Raw genomic sequence first — 16,953 nt, forward strand, 5'->3', positions numbered from 1 at the left:
CGTGCTGACCGAAGGCCCACCCGGCACCTTCAGCCTTGCGCCAGTCTCAACCGCCAGCCCTACCCATCAGGGCACCTAACCCCGCCCCAGCAGCAAAACAGTCAAAAGCTCACGGAACACCCTCTGAGACAGCACTGGGAGCCAGCTGGATCTTGGGGAGCTGCTTCGGGGGGACTGTGGTGGGGACGGGTCAGGCGTTGTTGAGGGCGGGGAGGATGCGGCCGGAACCGTAGGAGGTGCCGGCCCGGTCGCGTTCCAGCCAGCCCGACTCGACCAGCATGCGGCGGACCGCGGCAACGTCGTCGGCGGCCGCCGCGATGCGGTGGTTCACCTCGGACTCGGTCAGGACGCCGTCGACGGCGAGGAAGCGGGCGAACAACTCGGCCGCCTGCTGGTAGCGGTCGCTCAGGGTGGGCGGCAGGCTGGTCAGCCGGCCGTGCGAGAAGAACGGTTTGAGCTGTGGGTACTCCCGCAGGAGCGGGGCGATCGGCTGGGCCCGGTCGAGCGCCTGGGCGGCCTCGCGCAACACGTCGGCCACGGCGCGGTAGATGCCGTCGCCGGTGCCGGTGGCGACGCCCGCGCCGACCAGCCGGCCGAGCAGCTCGCCCACCTCCGGTTTCGGCAGATCCAGGTGGATGGACATCTCGGCGATGGTGCAGCCGTCCCGGCCGTGCCGGACCAGTTCGGCGAAGGCCCGCAACCGGGCCGGGTGGGACAGCAGCAGGAGAAGCCCGGAGGCGTGCGCGGCGGGTACGGACATCCCCTCACCGTAGGCACGGCCGGAACCGCCGGCACCCGAATTTCTCATTGACTTATCTCGATCACTGGGCGAGGCTGTGGCCACAGCACGCCGCCGGAGCCACGCGGCGCGGACGCATGGGCAGCTTCCGCGATTCCCCCGCAGGCAGACCTGTCGCGCCGACGCGTGACAGTCCCGAGCTCAGGAGTGCTGAGTTCACATGCTTACATCCGTACGCATAAGGTTTTTGATCAGTGCCGTGGTGGCGGCCCTGGCCGCCTCGCTCGCGGCCCTCGCCGTGCAGACCGGCCCCGCCGCCGCGCACGGCAACGTCACCGGCCCGGCGTCGCGCAACTACGGCTGTTTCGAGCGATGGGGTTCGGACTTCCAGAACCCGGCCATGGCCACCCAGGATCCGATGTGCTGGCAGGCCTGGCAGGCCAACCCGAACGCCATGTGGAACTGGAACGGCCTCTACCGGGAGGGTGTCGCCGGCCAGCACGAGACCGCCATCCCGGACGGCCAGCTGTGCAGCGCCGGGCACACCGAGAGCGGCCGGTACAACGCCATGGACGCGATCGGCGACTGGAAGGCCACGTCGATCGGCAACTCGTTCACGGTCAAGCTGTTCGACGGGGCGCGGCACGGCGCCGACTACATCCGGGTCTACGTGACCAGAGCCGGCTTCAATCCGGTGACCACCGCCCTCAAGTGGTCCGATCTGCAACTGCTCACCACGGTGCCGAACACACCGGCGGCACAGTGGACGCACCAGCTGACCAACGGCGTCCAGATCGACATCCCGGCCAGCGTGTCCGGGCGGTCCGGGCGGGCCATGCTCTACACCATCTGGCAGGCCAGCCACTCGGACCAGTCGTACTACTTCTGCAGTGACGTGAACTTCGGCGGCGCCACCAGTTCGCCGTCGACGTCGCCGTCCAGCTCGCCGTCGACGTCGCCGTCGGCCTCGGTGTCCCCGTCGGTCTCGCCGTCGGTGTCGCCGAGCACCTCGAACCCGCCGGTGACCGGCTCGTGCGCCGCCACCCACACGGTGACGTCGCAGTGGTCGGGCGGCTACCAGGGTGAGGTCAAGGTGACCGCGGGCGGCTCCGCGGTGAAGGGCTGGACCGTGACGCTGACCTACCCGGGCACGTCACCGATCCAGCAGGTCTGGAGCGCGAGCCTGACCACCAACGGCAGCACGGCCGTGGCGACGAACGCGTCGTACAACGGCAACCTGGCCGCCGGCGGAAGCACGACGTTCGGCTTCCTCGGCTCGGGCACGGCGGTCACGCCGACGCTCACCTGCGCGGCCACCACCTGACCCTATGCATCGGCATTCATCTTTGTTACAGTGCCGTCAATGGGAGCGCTCCCAATGATCTGACCGTCCCCCCGTCCCCCAGAAACGGAGGCAGGCAACACCCGCGTGGTTCGGCTCCGTCCACGTACGTGCTGTGACTCCACGACGGGAAGCGCGGGCGCCCCACCCGCTCCCGTCACCGCCGCCAGGCCGTCAGCAGTTCCTCCGGCCCGAAGGCGGCATGCAACCCCGCCGCGGTCACCCCACCGCGGCTGATCGCCAGCAGCGGCACCGGTTCGTCGGTGACGGCGGCCCGGTGCCGCTGCAACGCGAGCAGATCGTCCTCGTCGAAGGCGGACCGTTCCAGCCACTTGACCGACCCGAGGAAGTGCGGTTCCCGGGCGAGCGGCTCCCGGTCGGCGCCGACGACGTCGATTCCCACGCTGTTCGACCTGGTCCCGTAGGCCCCGACCACGGGCACCGAGGGCAGGAGTCCGGCCGGCAGCAGCCGGGCCAGCGACTCCCGCAGCAGCGGCTCGACCGCCCGCCCTCGCCAGCTCGCCCAGCCGGTCCGAACCCGTTCGAGGGTGATGTCCCCGCGGAGCCGCTCGATCTCCGGCAGGTACGGCCGCACGAAGGTCGGCCAGAACCGCAGGTACGGGTCGGTGACCCGGTAACGCCGCTCCTTCGTGGGCCGGGTGGAGACCGGGAGCTCGGCGGCGAGGAAGTCCCCGAGATCGGCGTCCGGGCGTCACGCGGCACCGATCAGCGGCAGGCCACCGGTCACCAGGGCGGCGTCGAACGCCTCGGCGGGCGCGAGGCCGAGCATGTCACCGACCTCGGCCAGGGCTCAGCGGCCCGAGCACCATCTCGCGGCCACGCTGGTGGAACGGCCGCCCGTACGGCCCCAGCGATACCATCGCGCCCGATAGTGTTCGGGAGGCGCGATGACACCTCAGGTGGCGGTGTGCGGGCCGGCGGAGTGCACGCCCGGCGAGGCGGATCAGGCACGGCGGGTCGGGGAGCTGCTCGCCGAGGCGGGGGCGGTGGTCCTCTGCGGGGGCGGGGCCGGGGTGATGGCCGCCGTCGCGGCCGGGGCGCGGTCCCGGGGCGGGCTGGTCGTCGGGGTGTGGTCCGGAGACAGCCGGGCCGGGGCCTCGCCGGACCTGTCGGCGACCGTGGTCACCGGGATGGGGCAGGCCCGCAACGCGATCCTCGTCCGGAGCGCGGACGCCCTGATCAGCGTCGGCGGCTCGTGGGGCACGCTGAGCGAGATCGCCCTCGGCATGCGCCGCGGCGACCTGCCGGTGATCGCGCTCGGCGGCTGGCGGATCCACGGGGCGGACGGCACACCCGTGCCGGGCATCCACCACACCGGCACTCCGGAGGCCGCCGTCGAGCACGCGCTGCGGCGGCACCGGGACGACACGGTCGAGGACTGGGTCTCCGAGGAGAACCTGGTGCGGTTCCTGGCGGAGCTGAGCCGCCTCATCGGGTACGACTTCGACCACCTCGACGAGGCGGCGCTGGCCGCCGGCTCCCCGCTGCGGTACCCGTTGACGGGCAGCCCACCACTGGAGGTGGAGCTGTCCCGGGAGCCGGGCGGCAGCGTCGTCGACATCCGGGTGTCGGGCCGGATCGATCCGCTCCTCAAGGCTCGTGTCGAGACCATGTTCTCGCTGCTGTGAGTGACCACCGATCTCAGCCCGGCGGGCGCGGCACAGGCGGGAGTGGGCAGCGGATCGCGGCTCTGTCGTACGAGATCATGATTTTGAAGAGCGTGAGCGGAGCAGCCCGGCGGGATCTTCGGCGGGGTCCCGGCGTCCTCGTCGACCTACCGGCGGGCGGGGCGCGACGGTGAGCCGCCGCCCGCCGGTGGGGCTCAGGGCGCCAGCAGGGGCACGTCGAGGCGGGTGGCCAGCTCCTCGACGGTGAGACCGTGGGTTTCGCGGACACGGACGCCGCCGGGGGTGATCAGGAAGGTGGCGACGTCGGTGTAGACGCGGGTGACGCAGGCCTTGCCGGTGAGCGGATACGTGCAGGCCGGGACCAGTTTCGGCGCTCCGGTCCTGGTGAAGAGGGTCATCATCACCCAGACCTCCTTGGCGCCGACCGCGAGGTCCATGGCGCCGCCGACCGCCGGGATGGCGTCCGGCGCGCCGGTGTGCCAGTTGGCCAGGTCGCCGTCGGCGGACACCTGGAAGGCGCCCATCACGCAGACGTCGAGGTGGCCGCCGCGCATCATGGCGAAGCTGTCGGCGTGGTGGAAGTAGGCGGCGCCGGGCAGTTCGGCGACCGGCTGCTTGCCCGCGTTGGTGAGGTCCACGTCGGCCTCCTCGGCGGGCACCACCTCGCCCATGCCGAGCATGCCGTTCTCGGTGTGCAGGACGACGCCGCTGTCCGGTTTCAAATAGCGGGCGATCGACGTGGGCTGGCCGATGCCGAGGTTGACGTAGGCGCCCTCGGGGATGTCCGCCGCGATGACCTGGGCGAGCTCATCGATCTTCAAGGGGCCACCTCCACGAGACGGTTCACGTAGATGGAGGGGGTCACGATGTGCTCCGGGTCGAGTTCGCCGATCTCGACGATCCGCGACACCTGGGCGATGGTCAGTTTCGCGGCGGTCGCCATCACCGGGCCGAAGTTGCGGGCCGTCTTGCGGTAGACCAGGTTGCCGAGCCGGTCGGCGACGTGCGCGCGGATCAGGGCGACGTCGCCGTGGATCGGGTACTCCAGCACGTACTCGCGGCCGTCGATGACCCGGGTCTCCCGGCCCTCGGCGATCGGGGTGCCGACGCCGGTCGGGCAGTAGAAGGCGCCGATCCCGGCGCCGGCCGCGCGCATCCGCTCGGCCAGGTTGCCCTGCGGAACCAGCTCCAGCTCGATCTTCCCGGCCCGGTACATGCTGTCGAAGTGCCAGGAGTCCGCTTGCCGCGGGAAGGAGCAGACCATTTTCCGTACGCGTCCCGCGGCGATCAGCGCGGCGAGGCCGGTGTCGCCGTTCCCGGCGTTGTTGCTGACGATGGTGAGGTCGCCGGCGCCGTGCTCGATCAGCGCGTCGATCAGCTCGACCGGCATCCCGGCCATGCCGAACCCGCCGACGAGGACCGTGTCGGAGTCGTTGATCTCCTGGACCGCGGTGAGCGCGTCGGTCACCTGAGTCTTCACCGGTTGCAGTTCTCCAGGACGACGGCGAGGGCCTGGCCCACGCCGATGCAGATGGCCGCGACGCCCCAGCGCTGGTCGCGTTCACGCAGCACGTGGGCGAGGGTGCCGAGGATACGGGCGCCGGACGCGCCGAGCGGGTGGCCGATGGCGATGGCGCCGCCGCGGGTGTTGACGATCTCCGGGTCGATACCCCAAGCGTCGACGCAGGCCAGCGACTGGACGGCGAACGCCTCGTTGAGCTCGACCGCACCGACGTCGGACCAGCCGATGCCGGCCTGCCGCAGTGCCTTCTCGGCGGCCTGGACCGGGGCGAACCCGAAGTCCTGCGGGTCGAGGGCGTACGCGCCGCGGCCGGCGATCCGGGCGATCGGGTCGAAGCCGATGTGGAAGGCGGCGGCCGCGGTGCCGAGCAGCACGGCCCCGGCGCCGTCGTTGAGCGGTGACGCGTTCCCGGCGGTGATGGTCCCGTCGGTCCGGAACGACGGCTTGAGGCTCGCGAGCTTCTCGGGGCTGCTGTCGGCCCGGATGCCCTCGTCCTTCACGAGGTCGCCGACCGGCACCGTCAGGTCCTGGTAGAAGCCCTCCGCCCAGGCCTTGGCCGCCAGGACGTGGGAGCGGGCCGCGAACGCGTCCTGCCGCTCGCGGGAGATGCCGTACTTCTCCCCCAGCTGCTCGTTGCACTCGCCCAGCGAGATCGTCCACTCGGCCGGCATCCTCGGGTTGACCAGGCGCCAGCCGAGCGTGGTGGAGACCGCCTCCAGGTGGCCGGCCGGGAAGGCGCGGGACGGCTTCGGCAGCACCCACGGGGCCCGGGTCATCGACTCGACGCCGCCGATCACCACGATCTCGGCGTCCCCGGAGGCGATCGCCCGGGAGCCGATGATCGCGGCGTCCAGGCTGGAGCCGCAGAGCCGGTTCACCGTCGACGCCGGGACGCTGGTGGGCAGGCCGGCCAGCAGCACCGCCATCCGGCCGACGTTGCGGTTGTCCTCGCCGGCGCCGTTGGCGTTGCCCCAGTACACGTCGTCGATGCGGCCGGGGTCCAGGCCGGGCGCCTTGGCGAGCAGGCCGGTCAGGGCGGTGGCGGCCAGGTCGTCGGGGCGCACGTCGGCGAGGGCGCCGGAGTAGCGGCCGAACGGGGTACGGGTGGCGGCGTAGACGAACGAATCGGTCACTGGTGCTGCTCCTCGTCGAGCTCGGTCAGGACGCGCTGGGCGATCCGGAAGGCGGTGTTGGCGGCGGGAACGCCACAGTAGATCGCGGTCTGCAGGATCAGTTCCTTGATCTCGTCGTCGGACAGGCCGTTGGTGCGGGCCGCCCGTACGTGCATGGCCAGCTCCTCATGGTGTCCGAGAGCGATCAGGGCGGTCAGGGTGATCAGCGAACGGTCCCGCCGGTGCAGGCCGGGGCGGGTCCAGATCTCGGCCCACGCGTACCGGGTGATCATGTCCTGGAAGTCGCGGGTGAACGCGGTGGTCCCGGCGGTGGCCCGGTCCACGTGCGCCGGCCCGAGCACCTCCCGCCGGACCGTGACGCCGGCGGCGCGCAGTTCGTCGAAGTGCTGGTCGAGCAGGGTGGCGACGACCTCGGGCGCCTCGGCGGGGGCCAGGTGGGCGACGTCGTCGAGGACCACCAGGCGGCCGTGCAGGACGCCGCCGGCGATGGCGGCCAGGCTGTCGACCGGGGTCGGCTTGTCGTGCCCGCCGGCCACCGCCAGCACCGGGGCCGCGATCTCGGCGAGCCGGTCACGGACGTCGAACTCGGCCAGCGCCTCGCACGCCCGCGCGTAACTGTCGGCGTGGGTGGCCCGCAGCGCCTCGATGAGCGGTTCGCCGTCGGCGAACCCGGGCGCGAACCAGCGCTCCCGCGAGCCGGCGACCACCGACTCGATGCCCTCGGCCCGGACCAGTTTCGCCCGGTCGTGCCACAGCGGCGCGTCGCCGATCTTGGCGCCGGTGCAGAGCAGCGCGGCCGCGGTCACCCGCTCGGGCGCGTCGAGCAGCAGTTGCAGCCCGACCGCGCCGCCGATCGAGTCGCCGGCGTAGCCGAACGCCTCCCCCGGCCGGATCCGCTCGGCCAGCGCCAGCACCTCCCGGGCCAGGTCGGCGATCGTGTAGGGCCCGGTCGCCGGGGCGCTGCGGCCATGGCCGGGCAGGTCCCAGCCGACCACGTGGTAGTGGCCGTAGAGCCGCCCGGCGCAGCGGGCCCACAGCGTCTCGGCGGTGGTTCCCACCGACGGCCCGAGCAGCAGCAACGGCCTGCCGGGCGCGTCGGTGAAAATGGTCGCGGTCAGCAATCTGGTCCCTCTCCGCGCTTGTTCAGGGGTACGGCGGACGCGCGCGCGACCGCGGCGTCGATGATCCGGCCGGTGGCGCCCGGGTAGGGCTCGCCGGAGGCCGCGCCCGGGTTGATCGACCGCTGTTCGGCGTCGATGCCGGGCCGGGCGGCGGCCAGGTTCGCGGTCATCCAGGCGGTCTCCACCTGGAGCCCGGCCAGCAGCTCGGCGGTCTGCGAGCCGGCCGTCACGGTGCGGCGGGCCAGCGTGCGCAGGGTGGCCCATTCGACGTGCCAGCCGCCGTCCGGCCGCTCGTCGACGGCGGCGGCCGCGCCCGCGTGCACCGTCGCGGCCAGCGGCGGCGCGGCCAGCGCGGCCCGTTTGACCAGGACGGACAGCACCGGATTCTGCTTGTTCGGCATGGCCGACGAGCCACCGCGCCCGGCGACCGTGCCCTCGGACAGTTCGTGGATCTCCGGCCGGGCACCGGCGAGCACGTCGTTGGCGATCCGCCCCCACGCGTCGGTGCAGGTCACCAGCGCGTCGGCGAGGCCGGTGAGCGGGGCCCGGGCGGTGTGCCAGGGGTCGCGGACCGGCAGGCCGAGGGTTTCCGCGGTGGTCTCGATCAGGTCGGCGACCACCAGCGGGGAACCGGCCAGGGCGACCGGCGCGGCCAGGCTGCCGACCGCGCCACCGACCTGCAACGGCAGGTCCGAGGCGGCGGTCAGGCGGTCCCGGGCGTCGAGCACGCCGGTCAGCCAGCCGGCGGCTTTGAGACCGAAGGTGATCGGTACGGCATGCTGCGTCAGCGTCCGGCCGGCCATCGGGGTGTCCCGGTGCTCGCCGGCCAGCCGGGACAGGACCGCGGCCTGGGCGGCCAGGTCGTCGCCGATCCGGTCGGCGGCGTCGCGCAGGCACAGCACCAGCCCGGTGTCCACCACGTCCTGGCTGGTGAGGCCCCGGTGCAGCCAGGACGCGGCGGCCGGGTTGCGGGCTCCGAGCCGTTCGCGGAGCAGTTCGAGCAGCGGGATGAGCGGATTGCCGCCGGACTCGGCGCCGGCCGCCACCGCCGCCGTGTCGTCCGGGCCGATCAGCCCGTCCAGGTCGTCGTGGGCGTCCGGGGAGGCGACGCCGTGCAGCACGAGCGCGGCCAGCCAGGCGGCCTCGACACGGACCATGGCCGCACACACGGCCGTGTCCGTGAAGATGTCGCCGGCCCGCTCGTCTCCGGGCCACAACAGATCGCTCACCGCGTACCCCTCAAGGTTTGCTCCTCGCCACCGAGTGCCCGGAACGCGCGGCACGAACCGTGCGTCAGGCCCATGCGTCGCGAAGGCGCGGGTAGGTGAGGAAGACCGTCTCGCCCTCGCCCTGCAGGCGGATGTCGAAGACGGCGCCGTCCGGGTCGCGGCGCGCGATGAGCGTGGCGCGGCGGTCCGGCGCGACCGATTCGAGGAGGGTGTCGTTGGCCAGCACGTCCGGGTCGTCCGGCAGGTAGGCCCGGGTGAACAGGCGGTCGAGCAGGCCGCGAGCGAAGACCGTGACGGCGAAGAACGGCGCCTTGCCGGGCTCGGTGGCGCCCGGTTCCAGGGTGGCGAACTGGTAGTGCCCGTCCGGCCCGGTGGCGGCGCGGCCCCAGCCGGTGAAGGTCCAGCCGTCGCGGCGCAGCGAGCCGGGCTGGCGCGGGATGTGGCCCTGCGGGTCGGCCTGCCAGATCTCGATGACCGCGTCCGGGACCAGGTCGCCGGCGCCGTCGTAGACGTGGCCGTGCAGCCGCAGCGCCCGCGGATGGGACGGGGGGACCAGTTCGTTCATGCCGTCGAACTCCAGCCCCAGGTGGAAGAAGGGGCCGACGGTCTGGCCGGGAACGGCGCTCATTTGACTTCTTCCTCGGTGTCGGACTCCAGCGGAGTGCGGTGGGTGCCGGTGAGCACGATGTCCCAGCGGTATCCGGTGCTCCACTCCGGGGTGGTCACGTCGTGGTCGTACTGGGCGATCAGCAGCTCCCGCGCCTTGGGGTCGGTGATCGACTGGTAGATCGGGTCGAGCGGGAACAGCGGGTCGCCGGGGAAGTACATCTGGGTGACCAGGCGCTGGGTGAAGTCGGTGCCGAAGATCGAGAAGTGGATGTGGGCGGGCCGCCACGCGTTGACGTGGTTGCGCCACGGGTACGGTCCCGGCTTGATGGTCTGGAACCGGTAGGTCCCGTCCGGCCCGGTCAGCATCCGGCCCACCCCGGTGAAGTTCGGGTCGTGCGGCGCCGGGTGCTGGTCGCGCTGGTGCCGGTAGCGACCCGCGGCGTTGGCCTGCCACACCTCGACGAGCTGACCGGCGACCGGGCGGCCGTCGCCGTCGAGGACCCGGCCGGTGACCACGATCCGCTCGCCCAGTGGGGTGCCGGCGTGCTGGATGGTCAGGTCGGCCTCGTCGTCGGCGACGTCGCGGTGGCCGAAGACCGGCGCCCACAGCTCGACCGCCTCCGGGTCGATCAGGTGCGCCGGCTGCCGGGGGTGCCGGAGGATGCTGCTCCGGTACGGAGCGTAGTCGATCTTCGGCTGGGGTCCGCCCGGCTGCTGGGCCGCCGCCTCGATCTCCCTGTTGATGTCAGCTTGTGACGACTCCATGTTCACGCTCCGGACGCTAGGCGGAAACCCGGCCCGCGGCGATACTCTTCTTCCACTGAGCGGAAGGAGCATCCGTGGGGGCCACTGTCACGTCCCGCGCTCTGGCCATCCTCGGGGCCTTCGACGGCGAGCACCGCAGCCTCTCCCTGACCGAGCTGGCGCGCCGTGCCGGGCTACCGCTGGCCACCGCGCATCGCCTGGTCGGCGAGTTGCAGCGGTGGGGTGCGCTGGCCCGCGAGCCGAACGGCGACTACGTGATCGGCCGCCGGATCTGGCAGCTCGGGCTGCTCGCGCCGGTGCAGAGCGGCCTGCGCCAGGCCGCGTCCCCGTTTTTGCATGATCTGTACGGAACCACCCTCGCCACCGTGCACCTGGCCGTCCGCGACGGTCTCCAGGTCCTGTACGTGGAACGCCTGGCCGGGCACGTCTCGGTGCCGGTGGTGAGCCGGGTCGGCTCCCGCCTGCCGATGCACGCCACCGGGGTCGGGAAGGTGCTGCTCGCCTACGCCCCGGAAGAGGTCCGCATGGAGGTGCTCCAGAACCTCACCCGGATCACCGCGTACACCGTCACCCAGCCCGCCCGCCTGCTGGAACAGCTGCGCCGGGTCCGTGCCGAGGGCTACTCCACCACCGGCGAGGAGATGAGCCTGGGCGCCTGTTCGGTGGCGGTGCCGGTGCGCAGCGGCGACACCGTGGTGGCGGCCCTCGGCATGGTGGTGCCCGACCTGCGCCGGCAGCTGCCCCGCCTGGTCTCCGCCCTCCAGGTGGCGGCGCACGGCATCGGCCGGACCCTCACCGGCGATCCTTCCATCCAGTGGAAATAGGGTCTTGTGTCCCGGCGGTTCGGGACTGAACGCTGGGGGCATGCGTACCCAGGTCGCCATCATCGGCGCCGGCCCGGCCGGACTTCTGCTCTCCCACCTCCTCGCCCAGGGCGGGGTCGAATCGGTCGTCCTCGAGACCCGCTCCGAGGAGTACGTGGCGGCCCGGATCCGGGCCGGCATCCTGGAGCACTCCAGCGTGGAGCTGCTGGAGTCGGTGGGGCTCGGGGCCCGGCTGCGGGCCGAGGGCGACCAGCACCGGGGCATCTACCTCCAGTGGCCGGGCGAGCGGCACCACCTGGACTTCGTCGACCTGACCGGCCGCAGCGTGTGGGTCTACGGGCAGACCGAGGTGCAGAAGGACCTGATCGCCGCCCGCCGGGCCGATGACCAGGAGATCCACTACGAGGTCTCCTCCGTGGAGCCGCATGACGTCACCTCGGACCGGCCATACGTGACATTCACCGATGAGTCCGGTTCGCCCCAGCGCCTGGACTGCGCTGTCATCGCCGGCTGCGACGGCTCGTTCGGGCCCAGCCGGCAGGCGGTCCCCTCACCCCGGGTCTTCGAGCGCGTCTACCCCTACTCCTGGTTCGGCATCCTCGCCGACGTGGCCCCCTCCACCGACGAGCTGATCTACGCCTGGCACCCGAACGGTTTCGCCCTGCACTCGATGCGGTCGGCCACGGTGAGCCGCCTCTACCTCCAGGTCCCCAACGGCACCGACCCGCGGTCCTGGTCCGACGACCGGATCTGGGCGGAACTGTCCACCCGGCTCGGGCACGGGCAGAACGGCTGGAAGCTCAACCCCGGCCCGATCACCGACAAGGGCGTCCTGCCGATGCGCAGCTACGTGCAGACGCCGATGCGGCACGGCAACCTGTTCCTGGCCGGCGACGCCGCGCACATCGTCCCGCCGACCGGCGCCAAGGGCCTCAACCTGGCGATCGCCGACGTGGCGCTGCTCAGCCGGGCGCTCATCGCGTCGCTGCGGGAGAAGAACCCGGCGCTTGCCGACCGCTACTCGGACGACGCGCAGCGCCGGGTCTGGCGGTGCACCCACTTCTCCTGGTGGATGACGACGATGCTGCACACCTCGGGCGACCCCTTCGACGCCGAGTTGCAGCTCTCGCAGCTACGCTGGGTCGCCGGCAGCCGGGCCGGAGCCACCGGCCTCGCCGAGAACTACGCCGGACTTCCCATCGGGTACTGACGCGGCACCCTCGGGCGGGTCGGTGGCCGCGATGGTCGGCGGCGCCGGAGCGTGGTCGACGGCCTCCCGGTAGGTGCCGGTCGGCAGCGTGGACGGGCTGGCGCCGGGCGGGACCTGCCCGTTCGGCGCGGCCGGCTCCCGGGCCAGCAGGCCCTTCGCCAGCGACGCCACGGTGGCCAGGAACGCCACGTTCAGCGCGGCCTCCCAGTCGAAGGCGGTGACGTCGAAGACGCCCGCCGTCATCGAGCCGGCCAGCGACGACAGGAACGTCTTCGCGAGCCGGACCAGCAGGTCGGGCCAGAAGGCCAGATTGGTCATCTTCGACAGGTACTGCACCCCGGTGAGGATCACCGAGGAGACGAACGCGCCGATCGCGATGGTCACCGAGTACTTCCATGGCAGCTCGGTGACCGAGCTGATGCCGCCGGCCAGCAACGTCGCGATGAACACCTGTCCGGCGGACCAGCCGGCCCGCTCCAGAAAATCGAGTAAAACTGCACGCCACTTGGGCACAACCTGTGTCATGACATCGACGGTTCTCGCTTGATAGATCGGTGGGAATCAGCTGAACGGATTAGTTCGCCGCATCCCACCCCGCAAGAGATATCGGTGAAGCCCTAAGGACCATCACCGATCCCCCGCTACGGTCTTTGCCATAGCGTCCACATTGCCGGCCAAACCTGGGGGATTCGATCGATGCGGTGGCTCAACGACCTGCTCGGCGGCTTGCCGTGGGCACTCGTCTGTCTCGTCGTCGGCGTACTGGTCACCGCCGAGACGGCACTGCTCGCCGGGCTGGTGCTGCCGGCCGCCACCGCCCTCGTCGCGATGGGCCTGCTCGCCAACGCCGGCGTCGTACCGGTCGTCCCGGCCCTAGCCACCGCGGTCGCGGCCGCGGTGATCGGCGGCAACATCGCCTACTGGCGGGCCGGAACCGCACCGGCGGGTGGGAAACAGCGCGCCTGGGACCGCGCCGAGAAACTCTTCCACCGGCACGGCGGGCGGGCCGTCTTCCTCGGCCAATGGGTGGTGGGGGCACGCACCCTGATGCCGCGCCTGGCCGCGCGCAACGGCGTACCCCGCAAGGTCTTCATGGCCTGGCACACGCCGGCGGCGATTCTCTGGGCCCTGTGGATGGTCGGCGCGAGCTACGCGGCCGGAGCCTCCTACGATGTGCTCGCGGCGCGCGCCGGGCGCGCCGCGGGCGCGCTGGCCGCCCTGACGGTGCTCGTTCTCGGTCTGACGCTGGCGGGCCGCTGGTTCGGACGACACCCCGATCCGGTACGCGCGATCGCGCGCCGTTTCCGTCCGAAACCACTGCCGGCCGGCACCGCCACGGTGGTGAGCCTCGTCCTGCTCGTCGCACTCGCGTTCCTGCTGATCGCGGTGATCCCGCCGGTGGTCCGGTTCAGCGGGCTGGCCGCGGTCGACGAGACGGTGGCCGCCTGGGCCCGGACCCAGTGGACCTCCGACGGCTACTTCGCCGCCCTCCAGATCGCCACCTCCCTGGTCCCCGAGATCCTGGTGATCCTGGCCCTGGTCATCGCCCTGGTCCGGTGGTGCTGGCGCGGATTCGACCTGCGAGCCTTCTTCCCGGAGGTGCTCGGCCCGATCCTGCCGGCCGTCGTCCTCGCCGTCGTGCTCGCGGCCACCGCCGACCCGGGCCGGCGGACCACCGGCGACATCCCGTTCCCGCCGGCCGGCGAACTCGACGGATCACTGCCCCTGGACGCCCAGCTGATCGCGGTCCACAGCATGCCGGCCGGGCAGACCGCGCAGGTGGCGGCCGCGGCCGGGCTGCTCGCCTGGCTGGTCGTGCGCGGGCTGCCGTGGAAATGGCGGGTCGCCGTCTGGACGCTGGCGACCGGGTACACCCTGGTCTGCGCCGGCTCGTGGGTCTACCTGAACTGGAGCGACACCAGCGTGACCGTGGCCGCGGTGATCCTCGGCGTCGCCTGGGCCGCCGTCAACGCGGCCGTCTGGTCCAGCCGGGCCGACGGCGGCACCCCCGAACCCCGGCCGGAGCCGGCCGTCCTGTCAGAATCCACGGCGTGAGCCCGGTTCATGTCGTCTACGCCCATCCCGACCCGGGAAGCTTCACCCGGGAGGTGCTGGACGCGTTCGTCGGCGGGCTTTCGTCGTACACCGTCTCGGATCTCTATGGGTCCGGTTTCCAGCCGGTCCTGAGCGCCACCGAGTACGCGCGGCCGGCCTCCGCTCCCGTGCCCTCCGACGTGGCCGCGGAGCACAAGCTGCTCGACGCGGCCGAGGTGTGGGCGTTCGTCTACCCGGTGTGGTGGGCGGACTGCCCGGCCATGCTGAAAGGCTGGTTCGACCGGGTGTGGACGGTCGGGTGGGCCTACAAGCCCGGGTGGGGGCGGGTGGCCCGGCGGGCCGTCGTGCTCTGCACCGCCGGCCACACCGTCGCCGAGCTGGAGAAATCCGGCGTCCACCAGGCCATGCGGACCACCATGGTCGACGACCGGATCGGCGCGCGGGCGTCGTCGTCCGACTTCGTCGTGCTGGGCGGGTCGGTCCTGGCCGGAAGCGACCCCGCCGGGTGGGCGTCGATGAAGGCCGCCCACCTGGCCGGCGTCGCCGAGCTGGCTCGCTCCCTCTGAGCCCGCTCTTCCTCGCTCCCTCTTTATCGCCCCCTCTTCCTCGCTTCCGCTGATCCCGCTCTTCTGAGCGGCGGGTTTCAGCAGGTCGCGCAGCCGTCGGTGGGTTTCGCCGGGGCCGGCGCGGTGCTCACGGTGGGGAGGATCGTGCGGCTGCGGCCCGGACGGGGATACGCCTCCGCGGCGGCCGCCAGCCGGGCCGCGTGGTCGCGCTGCTTCTGCCAGTGGCCGTAGAGGGCACCGCGCCGCGACAGCCGGTCCACCTCACGGATCGTCTCCGGGTCGACGTCGCCGGGCGGGGCGTCCCGCCACGGGGTGCCGGGCAGCGGCATGAAGGTGTGCGCGTGAATCCGGGCGCCGAGGTCGGCCAGCTCGCGTGCCAGGGCCAGCGAGTCGTCGACGTCGTCCCGGCTCTCCCCCGGCATCCCGAAGATCATGTCGACGTTGATCCGGAAGCCCTCCTCGATCCCGAGCCGGGCGGCCCGCTTCACCTCCTCGACGCCGTGCCCCCGCTTGGCCGCGTCGAGAACCCGGTCGGACCCGGACTGGGCGCCCACGATGATGTTGTTGTTGTCGCAGTACTTCTTCACCAGCCGCAGGGCCTCCCGGCTGACGTGCTCCGGCCGGATCTCACTCGGGAACGACCCGAAGAAGACCCGCCCGTTCGGCCCGATCCCCTCCCGGCACGACGCCAGCAACTCCTCCACCGCGTCGAGATTCGGCTCGTCCGTCTGACTGCCGTAACTCAGCGCGGTCGGCGTGATGAACCGGACGTCCCGCAGCCCACGAGCCCGCATCTGGTCGACATGCCACCGAACGTTCTCCACGCTCCGGTGGCGGAACTTCGCCGAGAACATAAAGGGCGTTTGGCAAAATCGGCACGCATAGATGCAGCCGCTCGTGATTTCGAGGGCGTTGAACTTGTCCCACTTGAGGGCGAAGCCCGGGAAGTCGTTGAGGTCGCGCTGCTTGGCTTTGCCAGTCCTCTTCACATTGCCGGTCGCGTCGCGGTAGGCCAAACCGGTGATCCCAGTCGGGTCACCCTTCGCGTCGACCAGGCTGACCAGGGTCGACTCGCCCTCGCCGATCACCGCCATGTCCCAGCCCGCGTCCAGCGTCTGCACCGGCTCCGCGGTGGCGTGCACTCCCCGGCCAGATGCGTCACGTTCGGGCCATCCGCCAACGCCCGGATCTGGCTCAGCTCCTCCGCGAGAGCGGCGGCATCTGGCGAATAGAACGACCAGAGCACGAGGGTACGGACGTCGCCCGCCTCACGGATGTGACGGGCCGTCTCCTCGACGCTCTCCCCGAACCGCCACTCGGCCTCGCCGCCGGGTGCAGTGGCCGGCGATCAGCAGCCAGGCGGCGACACTCGGCGGACGCGGTGCGCATCGAGACGGCCATCCGAGGTGTTTCCCGCTGTCCCATGGGGCATGTTTCGCCATACGCCGTTCGAGGGCAGCAACGCGGTAGAGCGGAGCATGAAACCATTCGCGAGACGGCGGAAAGGGACAGCGGTGCCGACGATTGCCATGTTCATCTTCAGCTCGGTTCAGGCCGCCTTGCTGCTGGCTGTGGTACTGCTGGGGATCGCTGCCCGCCGTCAACGCGAACTCATCGACAGCCAGGCGGAACACGGCGGGTCGGTGTTCATCACCGATGAGGTGGACGTGGTGGCTGCCGACGTCGAGTTGGCCACCGCGGCAGCGCAGCGGGCGCTGGACGAGGCCGACCAGGCACATGACCGGGCCCTGTGGGCAGCCACGACACGCGACATCGCGGAGCTGCGCCACCGGCAGGTGCTCAGGCAGGCCGAAACGGCCGGCCGACCTCGTCAGCTCGTGCAGCGCGCGGCTCTGAACGCATACCAGCGTGGACAGCTGTCCGTTGGCGAACTCAACCTGATCTGGCGGCACGCTCACACCACGGTGGAATCCACGCAGACCCCCGCCGCGGTGCCGCTCGGGTGGGAATCGCGGGTGCTCGAGTCCCAGCGACGCTACGAGCAGGCCGCGGCCGCCGCGGCACGGGCCGAGGAAGAGGCTCGGCAGACGGCCGCCACCGCCGCTGCTCTCGCCGATGACATGCGGGCCGCCGAGTCGCGCCTGTCGGCGGCGCAGCGATCCGCGAGCATCGGTCTGGTCGGCCTCCTACGGGCGACCTGGGCCGACCCGGTCACTCGTTGATGACGT

General features: G+C 71.8%; 18 protein-coding genes. 7 read left to right on the forward strand and 11 right to left on the reverse strand.

The genetic code is table 11. From position 1 onward, the window contains the following. Positions 1 to 190: 190 nt before the first annotated feature. Positions 191 to 760 carry a DUF2087 domain-containing protein gene (locus tag J5X75_RS26710; protein ID WP_208470260.1) on the reverse strand — a complete coding sequence of 190 codons (570 nt, stop codon included), beginning with the start codon at positions 758 to 760 and terminating at the stop codon, positions 191 to 193. Positions 761 to 986: 226 nt separating this feature from the next. On the opposite strand from J5X75_RS26710, the gene J5X75_RS26715 reads away from it, so the two are divergent. Further along, the gene (locus J5X75_RS26715) at positions 987 to 2,063 is read left to right on the forward strand and encodes a lytic polysaccharide monooxygenase (RefSeq protein WP_307798272.1); all 1,077 of its coding nucleotides are present in this window, start codon (positions 987 to 989) and stop codon (positions 2,061 to 2,063) included. A 175-nt stretch (positions 2,064 to 2,238) separates the two neighbouring features. On the opposite strand, the gene J5X75_RS26720 is transcribed toward J5X75_RS26715, so the two are convergent. Further along, positions 2,239 to 2,676 carry a hypothetical protein gene (locus tag J5X75_RS26720; protein ID WP_208470262.1) on the reverse strand — a complete coding sequence of 146 codons (438 nt, stop codon included), beginning with the start codon at positions 2,674 to 2,676 and terminating at the stop codon, positions 2,239 to 2,241. 313 nt (positions 2,677 to 2,989) lie between these two features. Between J5X75_RS26720 and J5X75_RS26725 the strand changes: the two genes are divergently transcribed. Next, positions 2,990 to 3,730, forward strand: a complete 741-nt coding sequence (locus J5X75_RS26725; protein ID WP_208470263.1) for an SLOG cluster 4 domain-containing protein — start codon at positions 2,990 to 2,992, stop codon at positions 3,728 to 3,730. A gap of 194 nt (positions 3,731 to 3,924) precedes the next feature. Here the strand turns inward: J5X75_RS26725 and J5X75_RS26730 are convergent, their stop codons facing one another. From J5X75_RS26730 to pcaH, 7 genes are all read right to left on the reverse strand, one after another. After that, a complete protein-coding gene (locus tag J5X75_RS26730) occupies positions 3,925 to 4,551 on the reverse strand; it encodes a 3-oxoacid CoA-transferase subunit B (RefSeq protein ID WP_208470264.1) in 627 nt (208 codons plus the stop codon). Beyond that, positions 4,548 to 5,210 (reverse strand): 3-oxoacid CoA-transferase subunit A, encoded by a 663-nt coding sequence (locus J5X75_RS26735; protein ID WP_208470265.1) that lies wholly within the window; start codon positions 5,208 to 5,210, stop codon positions 4,548 to 4,550. Before J5X75_RS26735 ends, J5X75_RS26730 begins: the two co-directional genes overlap by 4 nt. Beyond that, positions 5,207 to 6,385 carry a thiolase family protein gene (locus J5X75_RS26740; RefSeq protein WP_208470266.1) on the reverse strand — a complete coding sequence of 393 codons (1,179 nt, stop codon included), beginning with the start codon at positions 6,383 to 6,385 and terminating at the stop codon, positions 5,207 to 5,209. Before J5X75_RS26740 ends, J5X75_RS26735 begins: the two co-directional genes overlap by 4 nt. Beyond that, positions 6,382 to 7,506: a bifunctional 3-oxoadipate enol-lactonase/4-carboxymuconolactone decarboxylase PcaDC gene (gene pcaDC / locus J5X75_RS46565; RefSeq protein ID WP_208470267.1), complete on the reverse strand. Its 1,125-nt coding sequence runs from the start codon at positions 7,504 to 7,506 to the stop codon at positions 6,382 to 6,384. The genes J5X75_RS26740 and pcaDC overlap by 4 nt, the downstream gene beginning before the upstream one ends. Next, positions 7,500 to 8,735, reverse strand: a complete 1,236-nt coding sequence (locus tag J5X75_RS26750; protein ID WP_208470268.1) for a lyase family protein — start codon at positions 8,733 to 8,735, stop codon at positions 7,500 to 7,502. Before J5X75_RS26750 ends, pcaDC begins: the two co-directional genes overlap by 7 nt. A 64-nt stretch (positions 8,736 to 8,799) precedes the next feature. Beyond that, on the reverse strand, positions 8,800 to 9,363 hold the full coding sequence (pcaG, locus tag J5X75_RS26755) for a protocatechuate 3,4-dioxygenase subunit alpha (protein ID WP_208470269.1): 564 nt from the start codon (positions 9,361 to 9,363) through the stop codon (positions 8,800 to 8,802). Further along, complete coding sequence (gene pcaH / locus J5X75_RS26760; protein WP_208470415.1) at positions 9,360 to 10,109, reverse strand: protocatechuate 3,4-dioxygenase subunit beta; 750 nt, start codon at positions 10,107 to 10,109, stop codon at positions 9,360 to 9,362. The genes pcaG and pcaH overlap by 4 nt, the downstream gene beginning before the upstream one ends. A 74-nt stretch (positions 10,110 to 10,183) precedes the next feature. Between pcaH and J5X75_RS26765 the strand changes: the two genes are divergently transcribed. Together J5X75_RS26765 and J5X75_RS26770 are read left to right on the forward strand one after the other, a co-directional pair. Then, positions 10,184 to 10,933, forward strand: coding sequence for an IclR family transcriptional regulator (locus tag J5X75_RS26765; RefSeq protein ID WP_208470270.1), 750 nt, complete (start codon positions 10,184 to 10,186; stop codon positions 10,931 to 10,933). Positions 10,934 to 10,973: 40 nt separating this feature from the next. Next, complete coding sequence (locus J5X75_RS26770) at positions 10,974 to 12,143, forward strand: 4-hydroxybenzoate 3-monooxygenase (protein WP_208470271.1); 1,170 nt, start codon at positions 10,974 to 10,976, stop codon at positions 12,141 to 12,143. Here J5X75_RS26770 and J5X75_RS26775 read toward each other — a convergent pair. Next, positions 12,066 to 12,668, reverse strand: a complete 603-nt coding sequence (locus tag J5X75_RS26775) for a holin (RefSeq protein WP_208470272.1) — start codon at positions 12,666 to 12,668, stop codon at positions 12,066 to 12,068. The two genes, J5X75_RS26770 and J5X75_RS26775, sit on opposite strands and share 78 nt — an antisense overlap. Positions 12,669 to 12,839: 171 nt before the next feature. Between J5X75_RS26775 and J5X75_RS26780 the strand changes: the two genes are divergently transcribed. Next, a complete protein-coding gene (locus tag J5X75_RS26780) occupies positions 12,840 to 14,198 on the forward strand; it encodes a DedA family protein (protein ID WP_208470273.1) in 1,359 nt (452 codons plus the stop codon). Continuing rightward, positions 14,195 to 14,764, forward strand: coding sequence for an NAD(P)H-dependent oxidoreductase (locus J5X75_RS26785; RefSeq protein WP_208470274.1), 570 nt, complete (start codon positions 14,195 to 14,197; stop codon positions 14,762 to 14,764). Before J5X75_RS26780 ends, J5X75_RS26785 begins: the two co-directional genes overlap by 4 nt. A 77-nt stretch (positions 14,765 to 14,841) precedes the next feature. Here J5X75_RS26785 and J5X75_RS26790 read toward each other — a convergent pair whose 3' ends face one another. After that, complete coding sequence (locus tag J5X75_RS26790; RefSeq protein WP_307798273.1) at positions 14,842 to 15,906, reverse strand: TIGR04013 family B12-binding domain/radical SAM domain-containing protein; 1,065 nt, start codon at positions 15,904 to 15,906, stop codon at positions 14,842 to 14,844. 372 nt (positions 15,907 to 16,278) lie between these two features. Here J5X75_RS26790 and J5X75_RS26795 point away from each other — a divergent pair, with 372 nt between their 5' ends. Next, entirely contained in the window at positions 16,279 to 16,947 is a 669-nt protein-coding gene (locus J5X75_RS26795) for a hypothetical protein (protein ID WP_208470275.1), read from the forward strand. Positions 16,948 to 16,953 lie beyond the last annotated feature (6 nt).

Origin of the sequence: Actinoplanes flavus, assembly GCF_017592555.1 — a bacterium.
Lineage (GTDB): Bacteria > Actinomycetota > Actinomycetes > Mycobacteriales > Micromonosporaceae > Actinoplanes > Actinoplanes flavus.

Bases quoted from the DNA above. Each gene is read 5' to 3' on its own strand.
- J5X75_RS26710 (WP_208470260.1), bottom strand. From the start codon at position 760: ATGTCCGTACCCGCCGCGCACGCCTCCGGGCTTCTCCTGCTGCTGTCC.
- J5X75_RS26725 (WP_208470263.1), top strand. From the start codon at position 2,990: ATGACACCTCAGGTGGCGGTGTGCGGGCCGGCGGAGTGCACGCCCGGC.
- pcaG (WP_208470269.1), bottom strand. From the start codon at position 9,363: ATGAGCGCCGTTCCCGGCCAGACCGTCGGCCCCTTCTTCCACCTGGGG.
- pcaH (WP_208470415.1), bottom strand. From the start codon at position 10,109: ATGGAGTCGTCACAAGCTGACATCAACAGGGAGATCGAGGCGGCGGCC.
- J5X75_RS26770 (WP_208470271.1), top strand. From the start codon at position 10,974: ATGCGTACCCAGGTCGCCATCATCGGCGCCGGCCCGGCCGGACTTCTG.
- J5X75_RS26775 (WP_208470272.1), bottom strand. From the start codon at position 12,668: ATGACACAGGTTGTGCCCAAGTGGCGTGCAGTTTTACTCGATTTTCTG.
- J5X75_RS26780 (WP_208470273.1), top strand. From the start codon at position 12,840: ATGCGGTGGCTCAACGACCTGCTCGGCGGCTTGCCGTGGGCACTCGTC.